15 protein-coding genes are annotated in these 15,085 nt (G+C 67.8%); 12 read left to right on the top strand and 3 right to left on the bottom strand.

Annotated features, from left to right (window positions below):
• Positions 1–157 precede the first annotated feature (157 nt).
• From ACSFA2_RS12175 to ACSFA2_RS12155, 5 genes are read left to right on the top strand one after another with little or no spacing between them, the layout of a single operon-like run.
• Positions 158–1,348, top strand: coding sequence for a CaiB/BaiF CoA transferase family protein (locus tag ACSFA2_RS12175; RefSeq protein ID WP_435455597.1), 1,191 nt, complete (start codon positions 158–160; stop codon positions 1,346–1,348).
• A complete protein-coding gene (locus tag ACSFA2_RS12170) occupies positions 1,349–2,152 on the top strand; it encodes an enoyl-CoA hydratase (protein ID WP_435455596.1) in 804 nt (267 codons plus the stop codon).
• Between the two features lie 34 nt (positions 2,153–2,186).
• Positions 2,187–3,170 (top strand): zinc-binding dehydrogenase, encoded by a 984-nt coding sequence (locus ACSFA2_RS12165; RefSeq protein WP_435455595.1) that lies wholly within the window; start codon positions 2,187–2,189, stop codon positions 3,168–3,170.
• Between the two features lie 48 nt (positions 3,171–3,218).
• Complete coding sequence (locus tag ACSFA2_RS12160) at positions 3,219–4,199, top strand: tripartite tricarboxylate transporter substrate binding protein (RefSeq protein WP_435455594.1); 981 nt, start codon at positions 3,219–3,221, stop codon at positions 4,197–4,199.
• Positions 4,200–4,246: 47 nt separating this feature from the next.
• Positions 4,247–4,930 (top strand): GntR family transcriptional regulator, encoded by a 684-nt coding sequence (locus ACSFA2_RS12155; protein ID WP_435455593.1) that lies wholly within the window; start codon positions 4,247–4,249, stop codon positions 4,928–4,930.
• 19 nt (positions 4,931–4,949) lie between these two features.
• Here ACSFA2_RS12155 and ACSFA2_RS12150 read toward each other — a convergent pair whose 3' ends face one another.
• Together ACSFA2_RS12150 and ACSFA2_RS12145 are read right to left on the bottom strand one after the other, a co-directional pair.
• Entirely contained in the window at positions 4,950–6,257 is a 1,308-nt protein-coding gene (locus ACSFA2_RS12150) for an ArgE/DapE family deacylase (RefSeq protein ID WP_435455592.1), read from the bottom strand.
• Positions 6,258–6,390: 133 nt separating this feature from the next.
• Positions 6,391–7,416: a LysR family transcriptional regulator gene (locus ACSFA2_RS12145; RefSeq protein WP_435455591.1), complete on the bottom strand. Its 1,026-nt coding sequence runs from the start codon at positions 7,414–7,416 to the stop codon at positions 6,391–6,393.
• Positions 7,417–7,528: 112 nt separating this feature from the next.
• On the opposite strand from ACSFA2_RS12145, the gene ACSFA2_RS12140 reads away from it, so the two are divergent.
• From ACSFA2_RS12140 to ACSFA2_RS12120, 5 genes are read left to right on the top strand one after another with little or no spacing between them, the layout of a single operon-like run.
• The gene (locus ACSFA2_RS12140; protein ID WP_435455590.1) at positions 7,529–8,077 is read left to right on the top strand and encodes a 4-hydroxylaminobenzoate lyase; all 549 of its coding nucleotides are present in this window, start codon (positions 7,529–7,531) and stop codon (positions 8,075–8,077) included.
• Positions 8,078–8,080: 3 nt separating this feature from the next.
• Positions 8,081–8,791: a nitroreductase gene (locus tag ACSFA2_RS12135; RefSeq protein WP_435455589.1), complete on the top strand. Its 711-nt coding sequence runs from the start codon at positions 8,081–8,083 to the stop codon at positions 8,789–8,791.
• Positions 8,788–9,210 (top strand): cupin domain-containing protein, encoded by a 423-nt coding sequence (locus tag ACSFA2_RS12130; protein WP_435455588.1) that lies wholly within the window; start codon positions 8,788–8,790, stop codon positions 9,208–9,210. Before ACSFA2_RS12135 ends, ACSFA2_RS12130 begins: the two co-directional genes overlap by 4 nt.
• A gap of 23 nt (positions 9,211–9,233) precedes the next feature.
• Positions 9,234–9,689 carry a carboxymuconolactone decarboxylase family protein gene (locus ACSFA2_RS12125; protein ID WP_435455587.1) on the top strand — a complete coding sequence of 152 codons (456 nt, stop codon included), beginning with the start codon at positions 9,234–9,236 and terminating at the stop codon, positions 9,687–9,689.
• 5 nt (positions 9,690–9,694) lie between these two features.
• Positions 9,695–10,408: an HD domain-containing protein gene (locus ACSFA2_RS12120; protein WP_435455586.1), complete on the top strand. Its 714-nt coding sequence runs from the start codon at positions 9,695–9,697 to the stop codon at positions 10,406–10,408.
• Positions 10,409–10,489: 81 nt separating this feature from the next.
• Here ACSFA2_RS12120 and pdxR read toward each other — a convergent pair whose 3' ends face one another.
• A complete protein-coding gene (gene pdxR / locus ACSFA2_RS12115) occupies positions 10,490–12,013 on the bottom strand; it encodes a MocR-like pyridoxine biosynthesis transcription factor PdxR (RefSeq protein ID WP_435455585.1) in 1,524 nt (507 codons plus the stop codon).
• Between the two features lie 130 nt (positions 12,014–12,143).
• Between pdxR and ACSFA2_RS12110 the strand changes: the two genes are divergently transcribed.
• Positions 12,144–13,412 carry a 4-aminobutyrate--2-oxoglutarate transaminase gene (locus tag ACSFA2_RS12110; RefSeq protein WP_435455584.1) on the top strand — a complete coding sequence of 423 codons (1,269 nt, stop codon included), beginning with the start codon at positions 12,144–12,146 and terminating at the stop codon, positions 13,410–13,412.
• Entirely contained in the window at positions 13,409–14,875 is a 1,467-nt protein-coding gene (locus ACSFA2_RS12105; protein ID WP_435455583.1) for an NAD-dependent succinate-semialdehyde dehydrogenase, read from the top strand. Before ACSFA2_RS12110 ends, ACSFA2_RS12105 begins: the two co-directional genes overlap by 4 nt.
• Positions 14,876–15,085 lie beyond the last annotated feature (210 nt).

Here is a 15,085-nt window from a genome sequence, read left to right as displayed (position 1 = left end):
GATGCCGTCGTTTCGAAGCCTGTGGATGCTGCACGAGTGTCGATCTCTGTGCGATAAGGGTTTGCGATTATCTTGAAAGTGTTGACACTTTAGGTGGTCGATCCGAACAATGGCCGGCATCCGGAGCCGCCCGTCGCTTCGCCACCTTGCCCCTTTCATGCCGCACTTGCCCGCCTCTTCCGCCCTGCAGCGCTTCCGCGTCATCGACCTGAGCCAGGTGCGCGCCGGCCCCACGGCCTGCCGCCAGCTGGCCGACTGGGGCGCCGACGTGATCCAGGTGCAGATGCCCGAACACATGCGCGGCGACGACACGCTCGGCGGGCAGGACGGCTCCGACTACCAGTACACGCACCGCAACAAGCGCTCGATCACGCTCAACCTCAAGGAGTTCGAAGGCATCGAGACCCTGAAGCGCCTGATCGCCGGCGCCGACGTGGTGGTCGAGAACTTCCGGCCCGACGTGAAATTCCGTCTCGGCATCGACTACGAGACCCTGGCCGCCGACAACCCCCGCCTGGTCTACGCCAGCATCTCGGGTTTCGGCCAGACCGGCCCGCTCGCCAAGCGCCCGGGCTTCGACCAGATTGCGCAGGGCATGGGCGGGCTGATGTCGGTCACCGGCCTGCAGGGTGACGGGCCGGTGCGCGTGGGCATCCCGATCGCCGACCTGTGCGCAGGCATCTTCGCGGCGCAGGGCATCCTGGTGGCGCTGCTCGAGCGCGAGGTGTCGGGCCGCGGGCAGTTTCTGCACACCTCGCTGCTCGAGTCGATGGTCTACATGATGGATTTCCAGACCGCGCGCTACCTCATCGACGGCGAGGTCGGCACGCAGGCCGGCAACTTCCACCCGACCAGCATCCCGACCGGCGTCTACAAGGCGCGCGACGGCTACCTGAACATCGCCGTCTTCGGCTCGAAGATCTGGGAGCGCTTCTGCCACATCCTCGGCGCCCCCGAGTGGATCGACGACCCGCGCTACCACGACAAGCCGTCGCGCTCGGTGAACCGCGATGCGCTCAATGCCGAGATCAACCAGCGTCTTGCCGCGCACGACCGCAGCCACTGGATCGCGCAGTTCAACGACGGCGGCGTGGCCTGCGGCCTCATCAGCGACATGCGTGAAGTCTTCGCGGAGCCGCAGATCGAGCACCTGGGCATGGTCAAGGACGTGGTGTCGGCCCGGCTCGGACCGCAGCGGCTGGTCGGCCAGCCGATGCAGCTCGAACGCACGCCCAGCACCATCACGCGCGCCGCCCCGCTGCGCGGCGAACACACCGAGGAAGTGCTTCGCGAGCTGGGCATCGGCGCGGATGATCTCGGCCGCATGAAGGCCACCGGAGTTTTTTGAATGCCCACCTACACCTCCACCACCGACCGCGTGCAGACCTGGCTCGACGCCAGCACCCTGCACATCCGCTTCAACAACCCGGTGCGCCACAACGCGCTGTCGGTCGACATGTGGGAGGCGGTGCCGCCGCTGCTGCGCGTCGCCGAGACCGACGAGCGCGTGCGCCTGGTCGTGTTCTCCGGTGCCGGCGAGAAGGCCTTCGTCTCGGGCGCCGACATCACGCAGTTCGAGGACATGCGCGCTGCCAGGGATGCCGTCACGCGCTACGAGGCGATGGCCGAAGAGGCGCTGATGAGCATCCACGACTTCCCCAAGCCGACGCTGGCCTGCATCCGCGGCTACTGCATCGGCGGCGGCGTGAACGTGGCGATCAGCTGCGACATCCGCATCGCGGCGAGCGACGCGGTGTTCGCGATCCCGGCCGCGCGCCTCGGCCTGGGTTACCGCTTCTCGGCGATGAAGAACCTGGTCGACCTCATCGGCCCCGGTGCCGCGAAGGACCTGTTCTTCACCGCCCGCCGCATCGGCCCGGACGAGGCGAAGGCGCTGGGCCTCATCTCGCGCATCGCGCCGCCCGAGGGGCTGGACGCACTGCTGGCCGAATACACCGGCGCGCTCGCCGAGAACGCGCCGCTCACGGTGGCCGCGGCCAAGGCCATCACGCGCGAGATCCTCAAGCCTTCGCCCGAGCTCGACCGGGACCTGTGCACCTCGCTGATCCGCGGCTGCTTCGAGAGCGCCGACTACACCGAAGGCCGCACCGCCTTCATGCAGAAGCGCAAGCCGGTCTTCACGGGCCGCTGACCGCCAACCCCTCCCGACCGAACCGAAAGACACCATGCAGGCCTACTGGATGCAGATGACCGACGACGCCACCGTGCTGGAGGTGCGCGACACGCCCGTGCCGACGCCCGGCCCGCAGCAGATCCTGGTGCGTATCGCGGCCGCGTCGCTCAACCGCGGTGAGTTCGTGTCGGGCCACGGCCTGACGGCGGCCGGCAGCTGGAAGGCGATCGGCGGCGAGGGCGCCGGCGAGGTCGTCGGCGTGGGGGACGCGGTCACGCGCTTCAGGGCCGGCGATCGTGTCTTCGGTCGCTGCGCGGGCGCCTTCGCGGAATACGCATTGATGGAAGACGCCGAGGCCATGGCGATGCCCGAAGGCCTGTCGTGGGAAGAGGGTGCCAGCATCGCGCTGACCTTCCTCGTGGCGTACGACATGCTGGTGCTGCGCGGCCAGATCCAGCCCGGTGAATGGGTGCTGATCAACGGCGTGTCGTCCGGTGTCGGCGTGGCGTCGCTGCAGCTGGCCAAGGTGCTGGGCGCGAAGGTCATCGGCACCTCGGGCTCGGCCGACAAGCTGGCGCGGCTCAAGCCGCTCGGGCTCGACATCGGCATCGCCACGCGCGCACCGGACTTCGCGGCGGCGGTGATGGAGGCGACGGGCCAGCATGGCGCCGACCTGGTCATCAACACCGTGGGCGGCACCGTCTTTCCCGAGAACATCCGCGCCATGGCCTTCGAGGGCCGGCTGGCCACCGTCGGTTATGTCGACGGCGTGGTGCATGCCGAGCTCGACCTGGCGGCGCTGCACTCGAAGCGGCTCACGCTCTTCGGCGTGTCGAACAAGCTGCGCAGCAAGGCGCAGCGCGCCGCCGCCGTCCCCGGCTTCGTGGCCGACGTCATGCCGCATGTGGCGGCGGGGCGCCTCGTGCCGCAGATCGACCAGGTCTTCGACTTCGCACAGCTGCCCGAGGCCAAGGCCCGCATGGAGGCGGGCGGCCACGTCGGAAAGATCGTGCTGCGGCCACCCGCCGCGACCTGAATCGCCGGCAGGCCGCGGCAGACGACAACAACGAAAGGAGACAAGCGAATGAACAACTCCCACAAGAAGATCGCCCTGGTGCTCGGCCTGTGCCTGGGCACCGCCATGCCGGCCGGGGCGCAGCCGGCGGAGTACCCGAGCAAGCCGATCCGGCTGGTCGTCGGTTTCGCGCCCGGCGGGGCGGCCGACTACGTGGCGCGCGCCATGAGCGACGCCTTCGGCAAGGCGCTCGGCCAGCCGGTGGTGATCGACAACAAGCCGGGCAACGGTTCCAGCATCGCCGCCGACATCGTCGCCAAGGCGCCGGCCGACGGCTATACGCTGCTCATCGCCAGCCCGAGCAGCATCTCGGTCAACCCGGCGCTCAACCCCAAGCTGCCGTACACCGCGCGCGACCTGGCCGCCGTCACGAAGATGACCACCTCGCCGCTGGTGCTGGCGGTGCATCCGGCCACCGGGATCAATTCCGTCGCCGATCTCATCGCGGCGGCGAAGAAGGATCCCGGCAAGCTCAACTACTCGACCTCGGGCAACGGCTCGGCCCCGCACCTGGGCGCGGCGCTGTTCAGCCAGGTCACTGGCGTGGAGATGACGCACATCCCCTTCCGCGGCGGCAGCCTGGCCATCCAGTCGGTGATGGCGGGCGACACGCAGCTGACCTTCGGGACCTCCCCGTCGGTGCTGCCCATGGCGACCGGCGGCCGGCTCAAGGCGCTGGCCGTCAGCACCCGCGAGCGCTCGGCGCTGGTGCCCGGGCTGCCGGGCATGAAGGAAGCCGGCTTGCCCGACTACCAGCTCGAGTTCTGGTACGGCATGTTCGCGCCCGCCAACACGCCCGCGCCCGTGCTCAAGAAGATCTACGACGCGACCGTCGCCGCGATGCAGCAGCCTTCGGTCAAGGCGTCGCTGGCGCGCGACGGCACCGAGGTGTCGGTGTCGCCATCGCCGGAGGCCTTCAATGCCTTCCTGGCAGAGGACGGCAAGTTCTGGGTCAAGCTGGTCAAGAGCGCGAACGTCAAGGTCGAATGACCGGACCGGCCGCCAGGGCAGGTGGGCACTGACGTTAGGATTTGCCCATGTCGACTCCCTCTACCAACCCCCGCGGCGCCGGTCTCTCGCACACCATCGTGAACGAGCTCAAGCAGCTCATCTACACGGGCGAGTTCCAGCCGGGCGACCGCCTCAACGAGGCGGCGCTGGCCCTGCGCATGGGCACCAGCCGGGGGCCGATCCGCGAGGCGATCAAGGTGCTGGCGGGGCTGGGCATCGTCACGGCCGTGGCCAACCGCGGGGTGTTCGTGCGGCAGCTGTCGCTGCGCGAGATGCTCGAGATCTACGAACTGCGCGCGCTGGTGTTCGGCTACGCGGCCGACCGCGCCTGCGAACACTTCACCGAAGAACACAAGAAGCGGTTCGAGGCCCTGCTGGCGGCCATGGACGCGGCCACCGACGCCGAGGACGGCACCCGCTACTACGAGTTGAACCTGCAGTTCCACGCGCTGATCCTGATCATCTCGAACAACCAGCGGGCGCACCAGGCCTACGACGACTACGTGAAGGAACTGCACCTGGTGCGGCGCAAGTATTTCAACGTGCCGGGCAACATGCGCCGATCGAACGTGGAGCATCGCGCCATCTTCGAGGCCATCGTCGCGTCGAACCCCGCCAAGGCGAAGGCCGCGGCCGAGCGGCACGTGCATGCCGGGCGGGCGCGGCTCCTGGCCAACTTCGAGGGCGCCGTGCCCACGGCGCCGCGCTGAGGCGCAGCCGTTCAGCAGCTCAGGCCCGCTGGTTGACGCCGCACCAGCGCGCCATGAACACCGCCAGCACCGCGGTCGTCTGCATCAGGCTGTCGATCGACACCCACTCGTCGATGCCGTGGATGTTGGCGCCGCCCGAGGGGCCGTAGCAGATGGCGGGCGTCTCGCCGTAGAGGTTGAAGAACTTGGTGTCCGTCGTGCCGGTGAAGGCGGTCGGCACCAGCGTCTGGCCGACCACGTCCTGGTGGCACTGCGAGATGGCGACGACGATGGGCGCGTCGTCCGGCACATGGCAGCCGTCGGCCTGAAAGCCTTCGTAGACGAGCTTGTAGCTCAGCGCCGCATGGGCCGGGTGGGCTTCGTAGGCGGCGGCCAGCACGGCCTCGACCTGCTGCTTGGCCTCGGCGACCTTCATGTCGGGGTAGAAGCCGATGCGCACGTCGGCGCGGCAGGCCGAGGGCACCGACGAGGCCCACTCGCCGCCGCTGATCTTCCCCAGGTTGAAGTTCACCGGGTGGTTGTGGTGCGCGTAGCTGCGGTAGCGCGCGCTCGGCGCGTTCCACTTGGCTTCGAGCTTCTTCAACTCGCCGAAGAGGTACATCGTGAAGTCGATGGCGCCCACGCCGGTCTGCGCGACCGAGGCGTGCACCGGCTTGCCCAGCACCTCGATGGCCAGCCACAGCACGCCCATCTGGCAGGTCATGACGCCGTTCTCGGCGATCGGCTCGGGGATGACGGCCGCGTCGGCGCGGTAGCCTTCCACCAGGCAGGCGAGCGCGCCGTTGCCGGTGCATTCCTCCTCGATCACCGACTGGAAGTACACCGGCGACGCGGGTTCGAGCCCCAGCGACTTCAGCGCCTGGAAGGCCATCGTGTAGGCCACGATGCCCGCCTTCATGTCCGATGCGCCGCGGCCGTACAGCCGGTCCCCGTCGACCTTGCCGGAGAAGGGCGCGTCGGTCCACAGCACCTCGGCGCCGGTGGGCACCACGTCGATGTGGCCGTTGAAGATCAGCGAGTTGCCCTTGAACGGGCCGCCCGGCCGGTGGATGCCGACCACGTTGGTGCGGCCCTCGTACGAGACGATCGAGGGCGAGTAGCCCGGGTGGGCCTTCAGCTTCTCTTCGTCGATCTGGAATTCGTCCACCTGCAGGCCGAGGCCGGCGAAGGCCTTCGCCATGAAGGTCTGCGCGCTCTGCTCGTGGCCGAGCAGCGACGGGTGCGTGACCAGTTCGCTCAGCATGGCGACGGCCTCGCCCCGCAGGGCATGGGCGGCGGCGGCGATGGCGGCTTCGTCCGCCACGACTTCGGGGGTGGTTGCTTGCATGGGAAGCATTCTTTCACCGGGCCGGGGTGAGGAGTGTTCGAAACGGGCCGCGCACTGTCGAAAGCGCGCCTTTGTGGGACGGCAAGGATGCCGCTTCAGCGAAGGAGCGCGGCGGGTGGCGCGCCAACAGCGCTCAGCGCGGGCGCAGTCGCACAGGAGCTTGCGGTCCGGCCATCGATTTCGCGACGGCCGCCTCGACCATCCGCGCTGTCTGCACCACCCGTTCGCGCATCCAGGCGTGGCCCACGTCCTGCTCGTCGCGGCCATGCCAGACGGCACGGATGGTCGACGCTCCCGCGGCGTACGGCGGTTGCCGGCGGATCAGATCACCGCTCTTCGTCAGAGCGACGGCCAAGGATGCGGGCACGATGGAGAGCATGTCGGTGTCGCGCAGCAGCGCTGGAATGGCGAGCGTGTGCGGGACGGTGACTCTCAGACGCGGCACCTCCTTCACTTCAAGGAGCGCCTTCTCCAGCGCCTGCCTGTCGAACATTTCCGACTGGCGTGCGAGGCCGCGCTCGACAATGAAGCCCCCCACTGCCCCTTCTTCTTCTCCGCCGACGGACAGCGTGGCCAGGGGGTACTTCGCCAAGTCGCGAAGCGCGAGCTTCCGGCGGGAAGCGGGGTGTCCCTTGCGCATCAGGATGGCCTCTCCCTGGGACATCAGCGTCCGTGCGTTCAGGCGGGGTGGAACCTGGGAAAAGATGCCGATGGCCAGGTCGATGCGCCCCAGGTCGATCTGCTCGGCCAAGTCCAGCCGTGTGGCGGGTCGAATGACGAGATCTACCGCCGGAGCGAGCTTCTGCAGTTCACGGGACAACGGCGCGACGATCACGGCCGTCAGGTGATCGTTCGCCGCCAGGACGAAGCGTCGCTTGGACTTTTCGGGAGAAAACGGCGCCACACCCAGAACGACCTCGATGCTGCGCAGTGAATCCCGCAGGCCCGGCGCCATCGCGATGGCCCGGCCCGTGGGCACCATGCCCTTGCCGGTTCGCATGAAGAGTTCGTCGCCGACAAGCTCACGCAGTCTGCGCAGCGCATGACTGATCGCCGATGGCGTCAGATTCAGGCGCCTGCCGGCCAGGAGCAGATTGCGGTCCTCGTAAACCGCATCGAACACCTTCAACAGGTTCAGGTCCACACGACCGATGCTCATGACCTCGATCCTTCAATGAATCGTGTGCATTATGGAACTGCAAATACATCAGTTCCATTCATTTCAGGGATCGCCCATCATCGCGTCCAGTCATTCAGCAGGAGACGAAACCATGATGCTCGACACCCCCGTCAAAGAACAGGAGGCGCTGATCGCGCGCTGCATTCACTTCCTCGAGGAAGTGAAGGACATGACCACAGGCACCGCGGTCGAGCACTGGTTGAACCAGACGTACGGACCCGACAGCGAGCTCTACCAGACCCTGGCTTGCTGGGTGAGGATCGGCGTGGCGGACGGCTGGGCTGCAAATGTCCAGGTCGATGGCCCCGCCTATCGCCGCAGCCGCATCGCGGAGCCCACCGAGCGCACCTGCTACTTCAGCATCACGGCTGTGTACATGGACAGCACCGGAAACAAGCAAGGCCATTCCGACCGCCGATTCCGCGGGCAATACCACGGCCATCCCTACGGCGAGTTCAACCTGGTCGTGCCATTGACGCCGGGTGCCGCCCTGAACGGACCCAATGGCTGGTGCAGCGCTGGCTGGACCGCTCCGGCGCCTGGCAGTCACCACTATCCGGAAGCAAGAGGCGGCGCAGTCATCGCGCTGTTCTTCCTGCCCTCCGGCCGGATCTCGTACCACGACGCACCGCAGGAGTAACCCATGGCCCCGACAACCACTCCATGGCCCCAGGCGGCGATCACACGATGCGTCGCCACCGTCGTGCGTTCGCGTCGCGCGGTTCGGGCCTTCACGGCGCAGCCGCTGCGCCGGGAACTCGTGGAAGAGATTCTGGAAGATGCGGCCTGCGCCCCGAGCGGCGCCAACATCCAGCCTTGGCGGGTGTACGTGGTCAGCGGAGAGATCAAGGACGAACTGGCCGACGCCCTGATCTCCGCTTCCCGAGCCGGCACCGCAGCCGCACCTGCGCACTTTCCCGAGCCGTTGCCGGAGGTGTTCCGCGCGAGGCTCGCGGACTTCGGAGGGCGCTATTACGCTTCGCTCGGAATCGATCGCAACGACATTCCGGCGCGCACGCGCCAGACCGAACGGAACTATGCATTCTTTGGCGCACCGGTCGGGCTCATCTTCAGCATCGATCGCAGACTGAAGTCGCACAGCTGGATCGATCTCGGCCTGTTTGCGCAGAACGTGATGATCGCAGCGAAGGCGCGTGGCATCGACACCTGCCCGCAGGTCGCGTTCGCGCCGTTCCATGACCTGCTCGCCTCGCACCTGCACATGGCATCGGACGAAGTGACCGCCTTTGGCATGTCCATGGGATATGGCGATCCGGTGGCGCAGGTGAACCAGACCAAGATGCCACGCGAGCGCGTCCAGGATTTCGCGCGGCTGATCGGGTTCCCAGCATGACGACCTCCTGGCTTGCGGTCGCCGCTGTCACGGCATGCGCCATCGGCGCCCTCGCTCCCACCCCTGCCAGCGCGCACGCGTCGACGGAAAGGGTCACGCCGGCACTCAAACAAGCGATTCCCAACATTCCCGGCAAGTCGCTGATCGCCGTGGTGGTCGACTACCCGCCGGGGGGCGCTTCCCCGGCGCATGTGCATGCGAAGTCTGCTTTCATCTATGGCTACGTGATCGCGGGTGCCATCGAATCCCAGGTCAACGATGGCCGAAGGCAGATTCTTCGGGCGGGGCAAAGCTTCTATGAGCCTCCCGGCGCGAGACATCCGGTCAGCCGGAACGCAAGCAAGACCCGCCCGGCGAAGCTGCTGGCCGTCTTCGTGGTGGACAGCGACGACACAGCACTCACCAGCTCCACCGAATGAGCTGATCTTCAGAAAGTACGACCATGAGCAAGCGTCTCGACTACAACCAAATCGCCCCCGCCGGCATCAAGGCACTCGGCAACGTGTACGGCTACATCGCGCAAAGCAGCCTGTCGCCTGTGCTGATCGATCTCGTGTATTTGCGTGTTTCGCAGATCAACAACTGCGCCTACTGCCTGGACATGCACACGCGTGACCTGTTGAAGAAGGGGCAGGCCATCGAAAAACTGGCGCTGCTGCAAGCGTGGAGGGAAGCAGGTCCTCTTTTCGACGAGCGGGAACGTGCCGCCCTGGCCTGGGCAGAGTCGGTCACCCGCGTCGCGGAAACCGGCGTTCCCGACAGCGACTACGAGGTCGCGCGTGCCGTCCTCGGCGAGCGCGAACTGGTGGATCTCACCATTGCCATCGGACTCATGAATGCCTACAACCGCATGGCGATCAGTTTCCGCAACACCCCGCAAGCACTCGCGTCGGAGTAAGCACGATGCTCAAGGAAATCTCAGGCGTGCGTATCCCGGACAGCAAGATCGCGCGCGAAGCAACAGAGTTCATCCGAGACACGGAAAGCGCCTTGCTCTTTCACCATTCGGTCCGGGTTTTCTACTGGGCTGGCTTGACGGGTGTCCGTCGCGGATTGACCTTCGATGCCGAGCTGCTTTACACGGCATCGATGTTTCACGACCTTGGGCTGACTGCGCGCTATGAAAGCAGCCAGCTGCGTTTCGAGGTCGACGGCGCGAATGCGGCACGTGATTTTCTTCAGGGGCACGGCATCTCCCCGAGCGACATCGAGACGGTCTGGAACGCTGTCGCTCTCCATACAACGCCTGGCATCCCGCAGTTCATGCGCCCGGAGATCGCACTGCTGCAGGCGGGTGCCGGCATGGATGTGGCTGGCCGCGGCTACGAGCAATTCACGGATGCGCAGCGCGAGGGCGTGATCGCCGCCTTTCCGAGAGAGGCTGACTTTCAGCATGGAATCATCGATGCCTTCTATCAGGGCATGAAGCACCGCCCCGACAGCACCTTCGGCACCTTCAACGATGACTTTCTGGCATTCAAGGATCCGGGATTTCAGCCGATCAACCTGTGCACCGTCATTCTCTCTTCGCCGTGGACACGCAGCGAAAGCTGTGACCACCCGGCGGGCTGTGGATCTGCGCATGGCACGGGAGACCGTGGTCACACCCGTCGATGACGGCGAGGGTGGGCGCATGCGGTTGAGGCCGCACGCTGCACGAATGCCGAGTCTTGGCCGTCTGTGCGGAGCGCCTGCCGCTCAGGATCCGTTGCGCATGTCCACTTCCGGTCCAATCCCCGCCGCCCGCAGGCAGTGCACCACCACCGCGAACGCCGGCGCGATGTGCGCCTCCTGCACGCAGGCGTAGCCCAGCAGCAACCCGCGGCGAGGGCCGCTGCGCTGGTAGTAGGCCGACAGCGGTCGCGTGAGCACGCCCTGCGCCTCGGCCGCGGCGGCGATGGCCGCGTCGTCGCAGCCGTCGGGAAGGCGCAGCACCAGGTGCAGCCCCGCATTGCTGGCCTGCGGGTGCAGAAACTCGCTGCCCAGGTGCTCGGTGATGAGCCCGACGAGCAGCGCGCGCCGGCGCGCATAGAGCACCCGCATGCGGCGGATGTGCGCGGCGTAGTGGCCCTCGGTGATCAGCTCGGCCAGCGCCTGCTGCGTGATGGCGTGGCCCTCGCGGTACAGGTCGGCATGGGCCGTGCGAAAGGCCGGTGCCAGCGCGCGCGGCAGCACCATGTAGCCCACGCGCAGGCCGGGGAACAGCGTCTTGCTGAAGGTGCCGATGTAGATCACCGGGCTGTCGGCCTCCAGCCCCTGCATGGCGGGGATGGGCCGTCCGGCGAAACGGAATTCGCTGTCGTAGTCGTCCTCGACGATCCAGCCGCCCACGGCGCGCGCGTGCTCAAGCAGCTCGCGCCGCCGCGCCAGGCTCATCACCGCGCCCAGCGGGTACTGGTGCGAAGGCGTGACGAAGATGAGCCGCGGCGCCTTGCCGCCGCGCGGCCAGCCCGTCGTGCGGCAGTCGGGGCCGTCGTCGGCGGTCTCGACCTGCAGCGGGCGCACGCGGGCCGCGTCCATCTGCAGCACCTTGTGAAAGCCCCAGTAGCCGGGCTCTTCGACCCACACCGTGTCGCGCGGGTCGACCAGCATGCGCAGCGACAGGTCGATGGCCTGGTGCACGCCTTCGGTCACCAGGATCTGGTCGGGCGCGCAGCGCACCGAACGCGCCACCCGCAGATGCTCGGCGATGGCGGCGCGCAGCGCGGGGTGGCCGCCGCCGGTGGCGTAGGTCAGCAGCTCCGGCGCCGGAGCGCGCCACAGCCGCGTGAGGATGCGGCTGAAGGTGCGGTGCGGGAACTGCGTGACGTCGGGCACCCCGGGCATGAAGGCGCCCCATTGCATGGGCGCGGCCGAGGCGTTGGCCAGCAGCGCCTGCGCGCGTTTCGACAGCCGCACGGGCGCGCTGTCGACGGCCGCTGCGGCCAGCGGGCGGCCGGCGCTGAGGAAGCTGTCGGGCGCGGTCTCTGCCACGAAGGTCCCGCTGCCCACGCGCGAATGCACATAGCCCTCGGCCTGCAGCTGCGCATAGGCGTGCAGCACCGTGTTGCGCGACATGGCGATCTCGCGCGCCAGGTCGCGCGAGGCGGGCAGGGGGCTCGAAGGCGGCAGGCTGCCGTCCAGGATGGCTTCGCGGAGGCACTCGTAGAGCTGCCGGTTGAGCGCGGCTGCGGTGTCGGGCGCGAGGCGCTGCAGAACGAGGTCGGCGCAGATGGACTTCATGGGCGGATAAAACGGTGGGTTTGAATTGGCTCCATTCAATCGCACGAAGCGGATCTTTTCGATAGAGCCAATCCGCCATTCAATCACGCTTTCCCTCTGCTGCCCGACCCACCTTTCACCGGACCCGACCATGACCCGCAACAGCGAACTCCAGACCCGCCGCCTCGCCGCCACACCCCGCGGCGTGGGCGTGATGTGCGACTTCTATGCCCAGCGCGCCGAGAACGCGACCCTGTGGGACGTGGAAGGCCGCGAATACATCGACTTCGCCGCCGGCATTGCGGTGGTCAACACCGGCCACCGCCACCCGCGCATCGAAGCCGCCATCGCGGCGCAACTCAAGCAGTTCACGCACACGGCCTACCAGATCGTTCCTTATGAGAGCGTGGTCACGCTGGCCGAGCGCCTGAACCAGCTGGTGCCCATCAGCGGCCCGGTGAAGACCGCCTTCTTCACCACCGGCGCCGAAGCGCTGGAAAACGCGGTGAAGATCGCCCGCGCCCACACCGGCCGCGCCGGCGTCGTCACCTTCGGCGGCGCCTTCCACGGCCGCACGCTGATGACGCTGGCCATGACCGGCAAGGTGGCGCCGTACAAGATCGGCTTCGGTCCCTTCCCGGCCGACGTGTTCCATGTGCCCTTCCCGAGCGCCATCGAAGGCGTGAGCGCGGACGACGCGCTGGCCGCATTGGCCAAGCTCTTCAAGACCGACATCGACCCGCAGCGCGTGGCCGCGATCGTCATCGAACCGGTGCAGGGCGAAGGCGGCTTCAACGTCGCGCCGACCGCGCTGATAAAGGGCCTGCGCGCGCTGTGCGATGCGCACGGCATCGTCTTCATCGCCGACGAAGTGCAGAGTGGCTTCGCGCGCACCGGCAAGCTGTTCTCGATGCAGCACCACGGCGTCGAGCCCGACCTGATCACCATGGCCAAGAGCCTGGCTGGCGGCATGCCGCTGTCGGCCGTGGCCGGCCGCGCCGCCATCATGGACGCGCCTGCACCCGGCGGCCTGGGCGGCACCTACGCCGGCAACCCGCTGGCGGTGGCCTCGGCGCTCGCCGTGCTGGACGTGATCGCCGACGAGAAGCTGTGCGAACGCTCGGCCGCGCTGGGCGCCAAGCTGGTCGCGCGCCTGCTGGCCGCGAAGGAATCGAACCAGGCCATCGCCGACGTGCGTGCCCAGGGCTCGATGGTCGCCATTGAATTGCGCGACCCGGCCACCGGCGCGCACGATGCCGACGCGGTCAAGCGCGTGCAGGCCAGGGCGATGGAACAGGGCCTGCTGCTGCTGAACTGCGGCATGTACGGCAACGTGATCCGCTTCCTGTACCCGCTGACCATTCCCGATGCGCAGTTCGACCGCGCGCTGGACATCATCGACGAGGCGCTGAAGGCATGAGCACAACATTCGATTTCGGCCTCGCACGTGCCGACCTGGTGAAACAGGCCGGCCTCATCGACGGCGAATGGGTGCAGGCCGACGGGGGCCGCACCGTCGACGTGACCGATCCGGCGACCGGCCAGGCCATCGCCACCGTGCCGCACATGGGCCGCGCCGAAACCGGGCGCGCCATCGCCGGCGCCGCGGCCGCGTTGCCCGCCTGGCGCGCCCGCACCGCGCGCGACCGTGCCCAGGTGTTGCGCCGCTGGGCCGACCTGATGCTCGCGCACCAGGACGACCTCGGCCGCCTGATGACGCTCGAGCAGGGCAAGCCGCTGGCCGAGGCCAGGGGCGAGATCGCCTATGCGGCGTCCTTCCTCGAGTGGTTCGCCGAAGAAGCCAAGCGCGTCGACGGCGAGGTGCTGCAGCCGCAGCGCGCCGGCCAGCGCATCGTGGTGCTGAAGCAACCCATCGGCGTGTGCGCCGCCATCACGCCGTGGAACTTCCCGGCCGCGATGATCACGCGCAAGGTCGGCCCCGCGTTGGCCGCGGGCTGCACCATCGTCGTCAAGCCGGCCGAGCTCACGCCGCTGAGCGCCTTTGCGCTCGGCGTGCTCGCCATCGAGGCCGGCCTCCCGCCCGGCGTGCTGCAGATCGTGACCGGCGATGCACCCGCCATCGGTGGCGCGCTGTGCGCAAGCGACGTGGTGCGCAAGCTCAGCTTCACCGGCTCCACCGGCGTCGGCCGCATTCTCATGCAGCAGTGCGCGCCGACGATCAAGAAGCTGTCGCTCGAACTCGGCGGCAATGCGCCGCTGATCGTCTTCGACGACGCCGATCTCGAGACGGCCGTGCAGGGGATCGTCGCGTCGAAATTCCGCAACGCCGGCCAGACCTGCGTGTGCGCCAACCGCATCTACGTGCAGGCCGGCATCCACGACGCGCTGGTCGAACGGCTGGTGCAGGCGGTCGAGGCCATGCCCGTGGGCAACGGCCTCGAAGCCGGCGTGACGCAGGGCCCGCTGATCGACGCGCGCGCGGTCGCCAAGGTGCGCCAGCACATCGACGACGCCCTGACGCAGGGCGCCCAGGTCTGCACCGGTGGCCAGGCGCACGCGCTGGGCGGCACCTTCTTCACCCCGACCGTGATCACCGGCGTGACGCAGGCGATGCGCGTGGCGCGCGAAGAAACCTTCGGCCCGCTGGCGCCGATCTTCCGCTTCGAGACCGAGGCAGAAGCCATCGCGATGGCCAATGCCACCGAGTTCGGCCTGGCGGCCTACCTCTTCACCGAAGACCGCCGCCGCATCTGGCGCGTGAGCGAACAGCTCGAGACCGGCATGGTCGGCATCAACACCGGCCTGATCTCGAACGAGGTCGCGCCCTTCGGCGGCGTCAAGCAGTCGGGCCTGGGCCGCGAGGGCTCGCGCCACGGCATCGAGGACTACCTCGAGCTCAAGTACCTCTGCCTGCAGGACTGACGCCACCGGTTGCGACCCGCGGCACCTGATCTGCTTCCATGGCTCCGGATGCGGCCAGAATGCCTACGACCGGACCGGTGGAAATGCTGTAGTGTCGAGGCACCCCGGTTCCGTTCGAGCCCCGGTCCCGTTCGAAAGCTTGGCAGTACCATGCTCCATGGCAGTTGCCTGGGACAGGCACTAGAGCACTTCACACCCTGAGCCGGAGGG

Origin of the sequence: Variovorax cryoconiti, from assembly GCF_051216395.1 — a bacterium.
Taxonomy (GTDB): Bacteria; Pseudomonadota; Gammaproteobacteria; order Burkholderiales; family Burkholderiaceae_C; genus Variovorax.
The sequence above is the reverse complement of the archived record's forward strand: the minus strand, read 5'-3'. Positions and strand labels throughout refer to the sequence as shown.

Excerpts from the sequence above, each read along its gene's own strand:
- ACSFA2_RS12175 (WP_435455597.1), top strand. The coding sequence starts at position 158 with ATGCCGCACTTGCCCGCCTCTTCCGCCCTGCAGCGCTTCCGCGTCATC.
- ACSFA2_RS12170 (WP_435455596.1), top strand. The coding sequence starts at position 1,349 with ATGCCCACCTACACCTCCACCACCGACCGCGTGCAGACCTGGCTCGAC.
- ACSFA2_RS12165 (WP_435455595.1), top strand. The coding sequence starts at position 2,187 with ATGCAGGCCTACTGGATGCAGATGACCGACGACGCCACCGTGCTGGAG.
- ACSFA2_RS12160 (WP_435455594.1), top strand. The coding sequence starts at position 3,219 with ATGAACAACTCCCACAAGAAGATCGCCCTGGTGCTCGGCCTGTGCCTG.
- ACSFA2_RS12155 (WP_435455593.1), top strand. The coding sequence starts at position 4,247 with ATGTCGACTCCCTCTACCAACCCCCGCGGCGCCGGTCTCTCGCACACC.
- ACSFA2_RS12150 (WP_435455592.1), bottom strand. The coding sequence starts at position 6,257 with ATGCAAGCAACCACCCCCGAAGTCGTGGCGGACGAAGCCGCCATCGCC.
- ACSFA2_RS12145 (WP_435455591.1), bottom strand. The coding sequence starts at position 7,416 with ATGAGCATCGGTCGTGTGGACCTGAACCTGTTGAAGGTGTTCGATGCG.
- ACSFA2_RS12140 (WP_435455590.1), top strand. The coding sequence starts at position 7,529 with ATGATGCTCGACACCCCCGTCAAAGAACAGGAGGCGCTGATCGCGCGC.
- ACSFA2_RS12135 (WP_435455589.1), top strand. The coding sequence starts at position 8,081 with ATGGCCCCGACAACCACTCCATGGCCCCAGGCGGCGATCACACGATGC.
- ACSFA2_RS12130 (WP_435455588.1), top strand. The coding sequence starts at position 8,788 with ATGACGACCTCCTGGCTTGCGGTCGCCGCTGTCACGGCATGCGCCATC.
- ACSFA2_RS12125 (WP_435455587.1), top strand. The coding sequence starts at position 9,234 with ATGAGCAAGCGTCTCGACTACAACCAAATCGCCCCCGCCGGCATCAAG.
- ACSFA2_RS12120 (WP_435455586.1), top strand. The coding sequence starts at position 9,695 with ATGCTCAAGGAAATCTCAGGCGTGCGTATCCCGGACAGCAAGATCGCG.
- pdxR (WP_435455585.1), bottom strand. The coding sequence starts at position 12,013 with ATGAAGTCCATCTGCGCCGACCTCGTTCTGCAGCGCCTCGCGCCCGAC.
- ACSFA2_RS12110 (WP_435455584.1), top strand. The coding sequence starts at position 12,144 with ATGACCCGCAACAGCGAACTCCAGACCCGCCGCCTCGCCGCCACACCC.
- ACSFA2_RS12105 (WP_435455583.1), top strand. The coding sequence starts at position 13,409 with ATGAGCACAACATTCGATTTCGGCCTCGCACGTGCCGACCTGGTGAAA.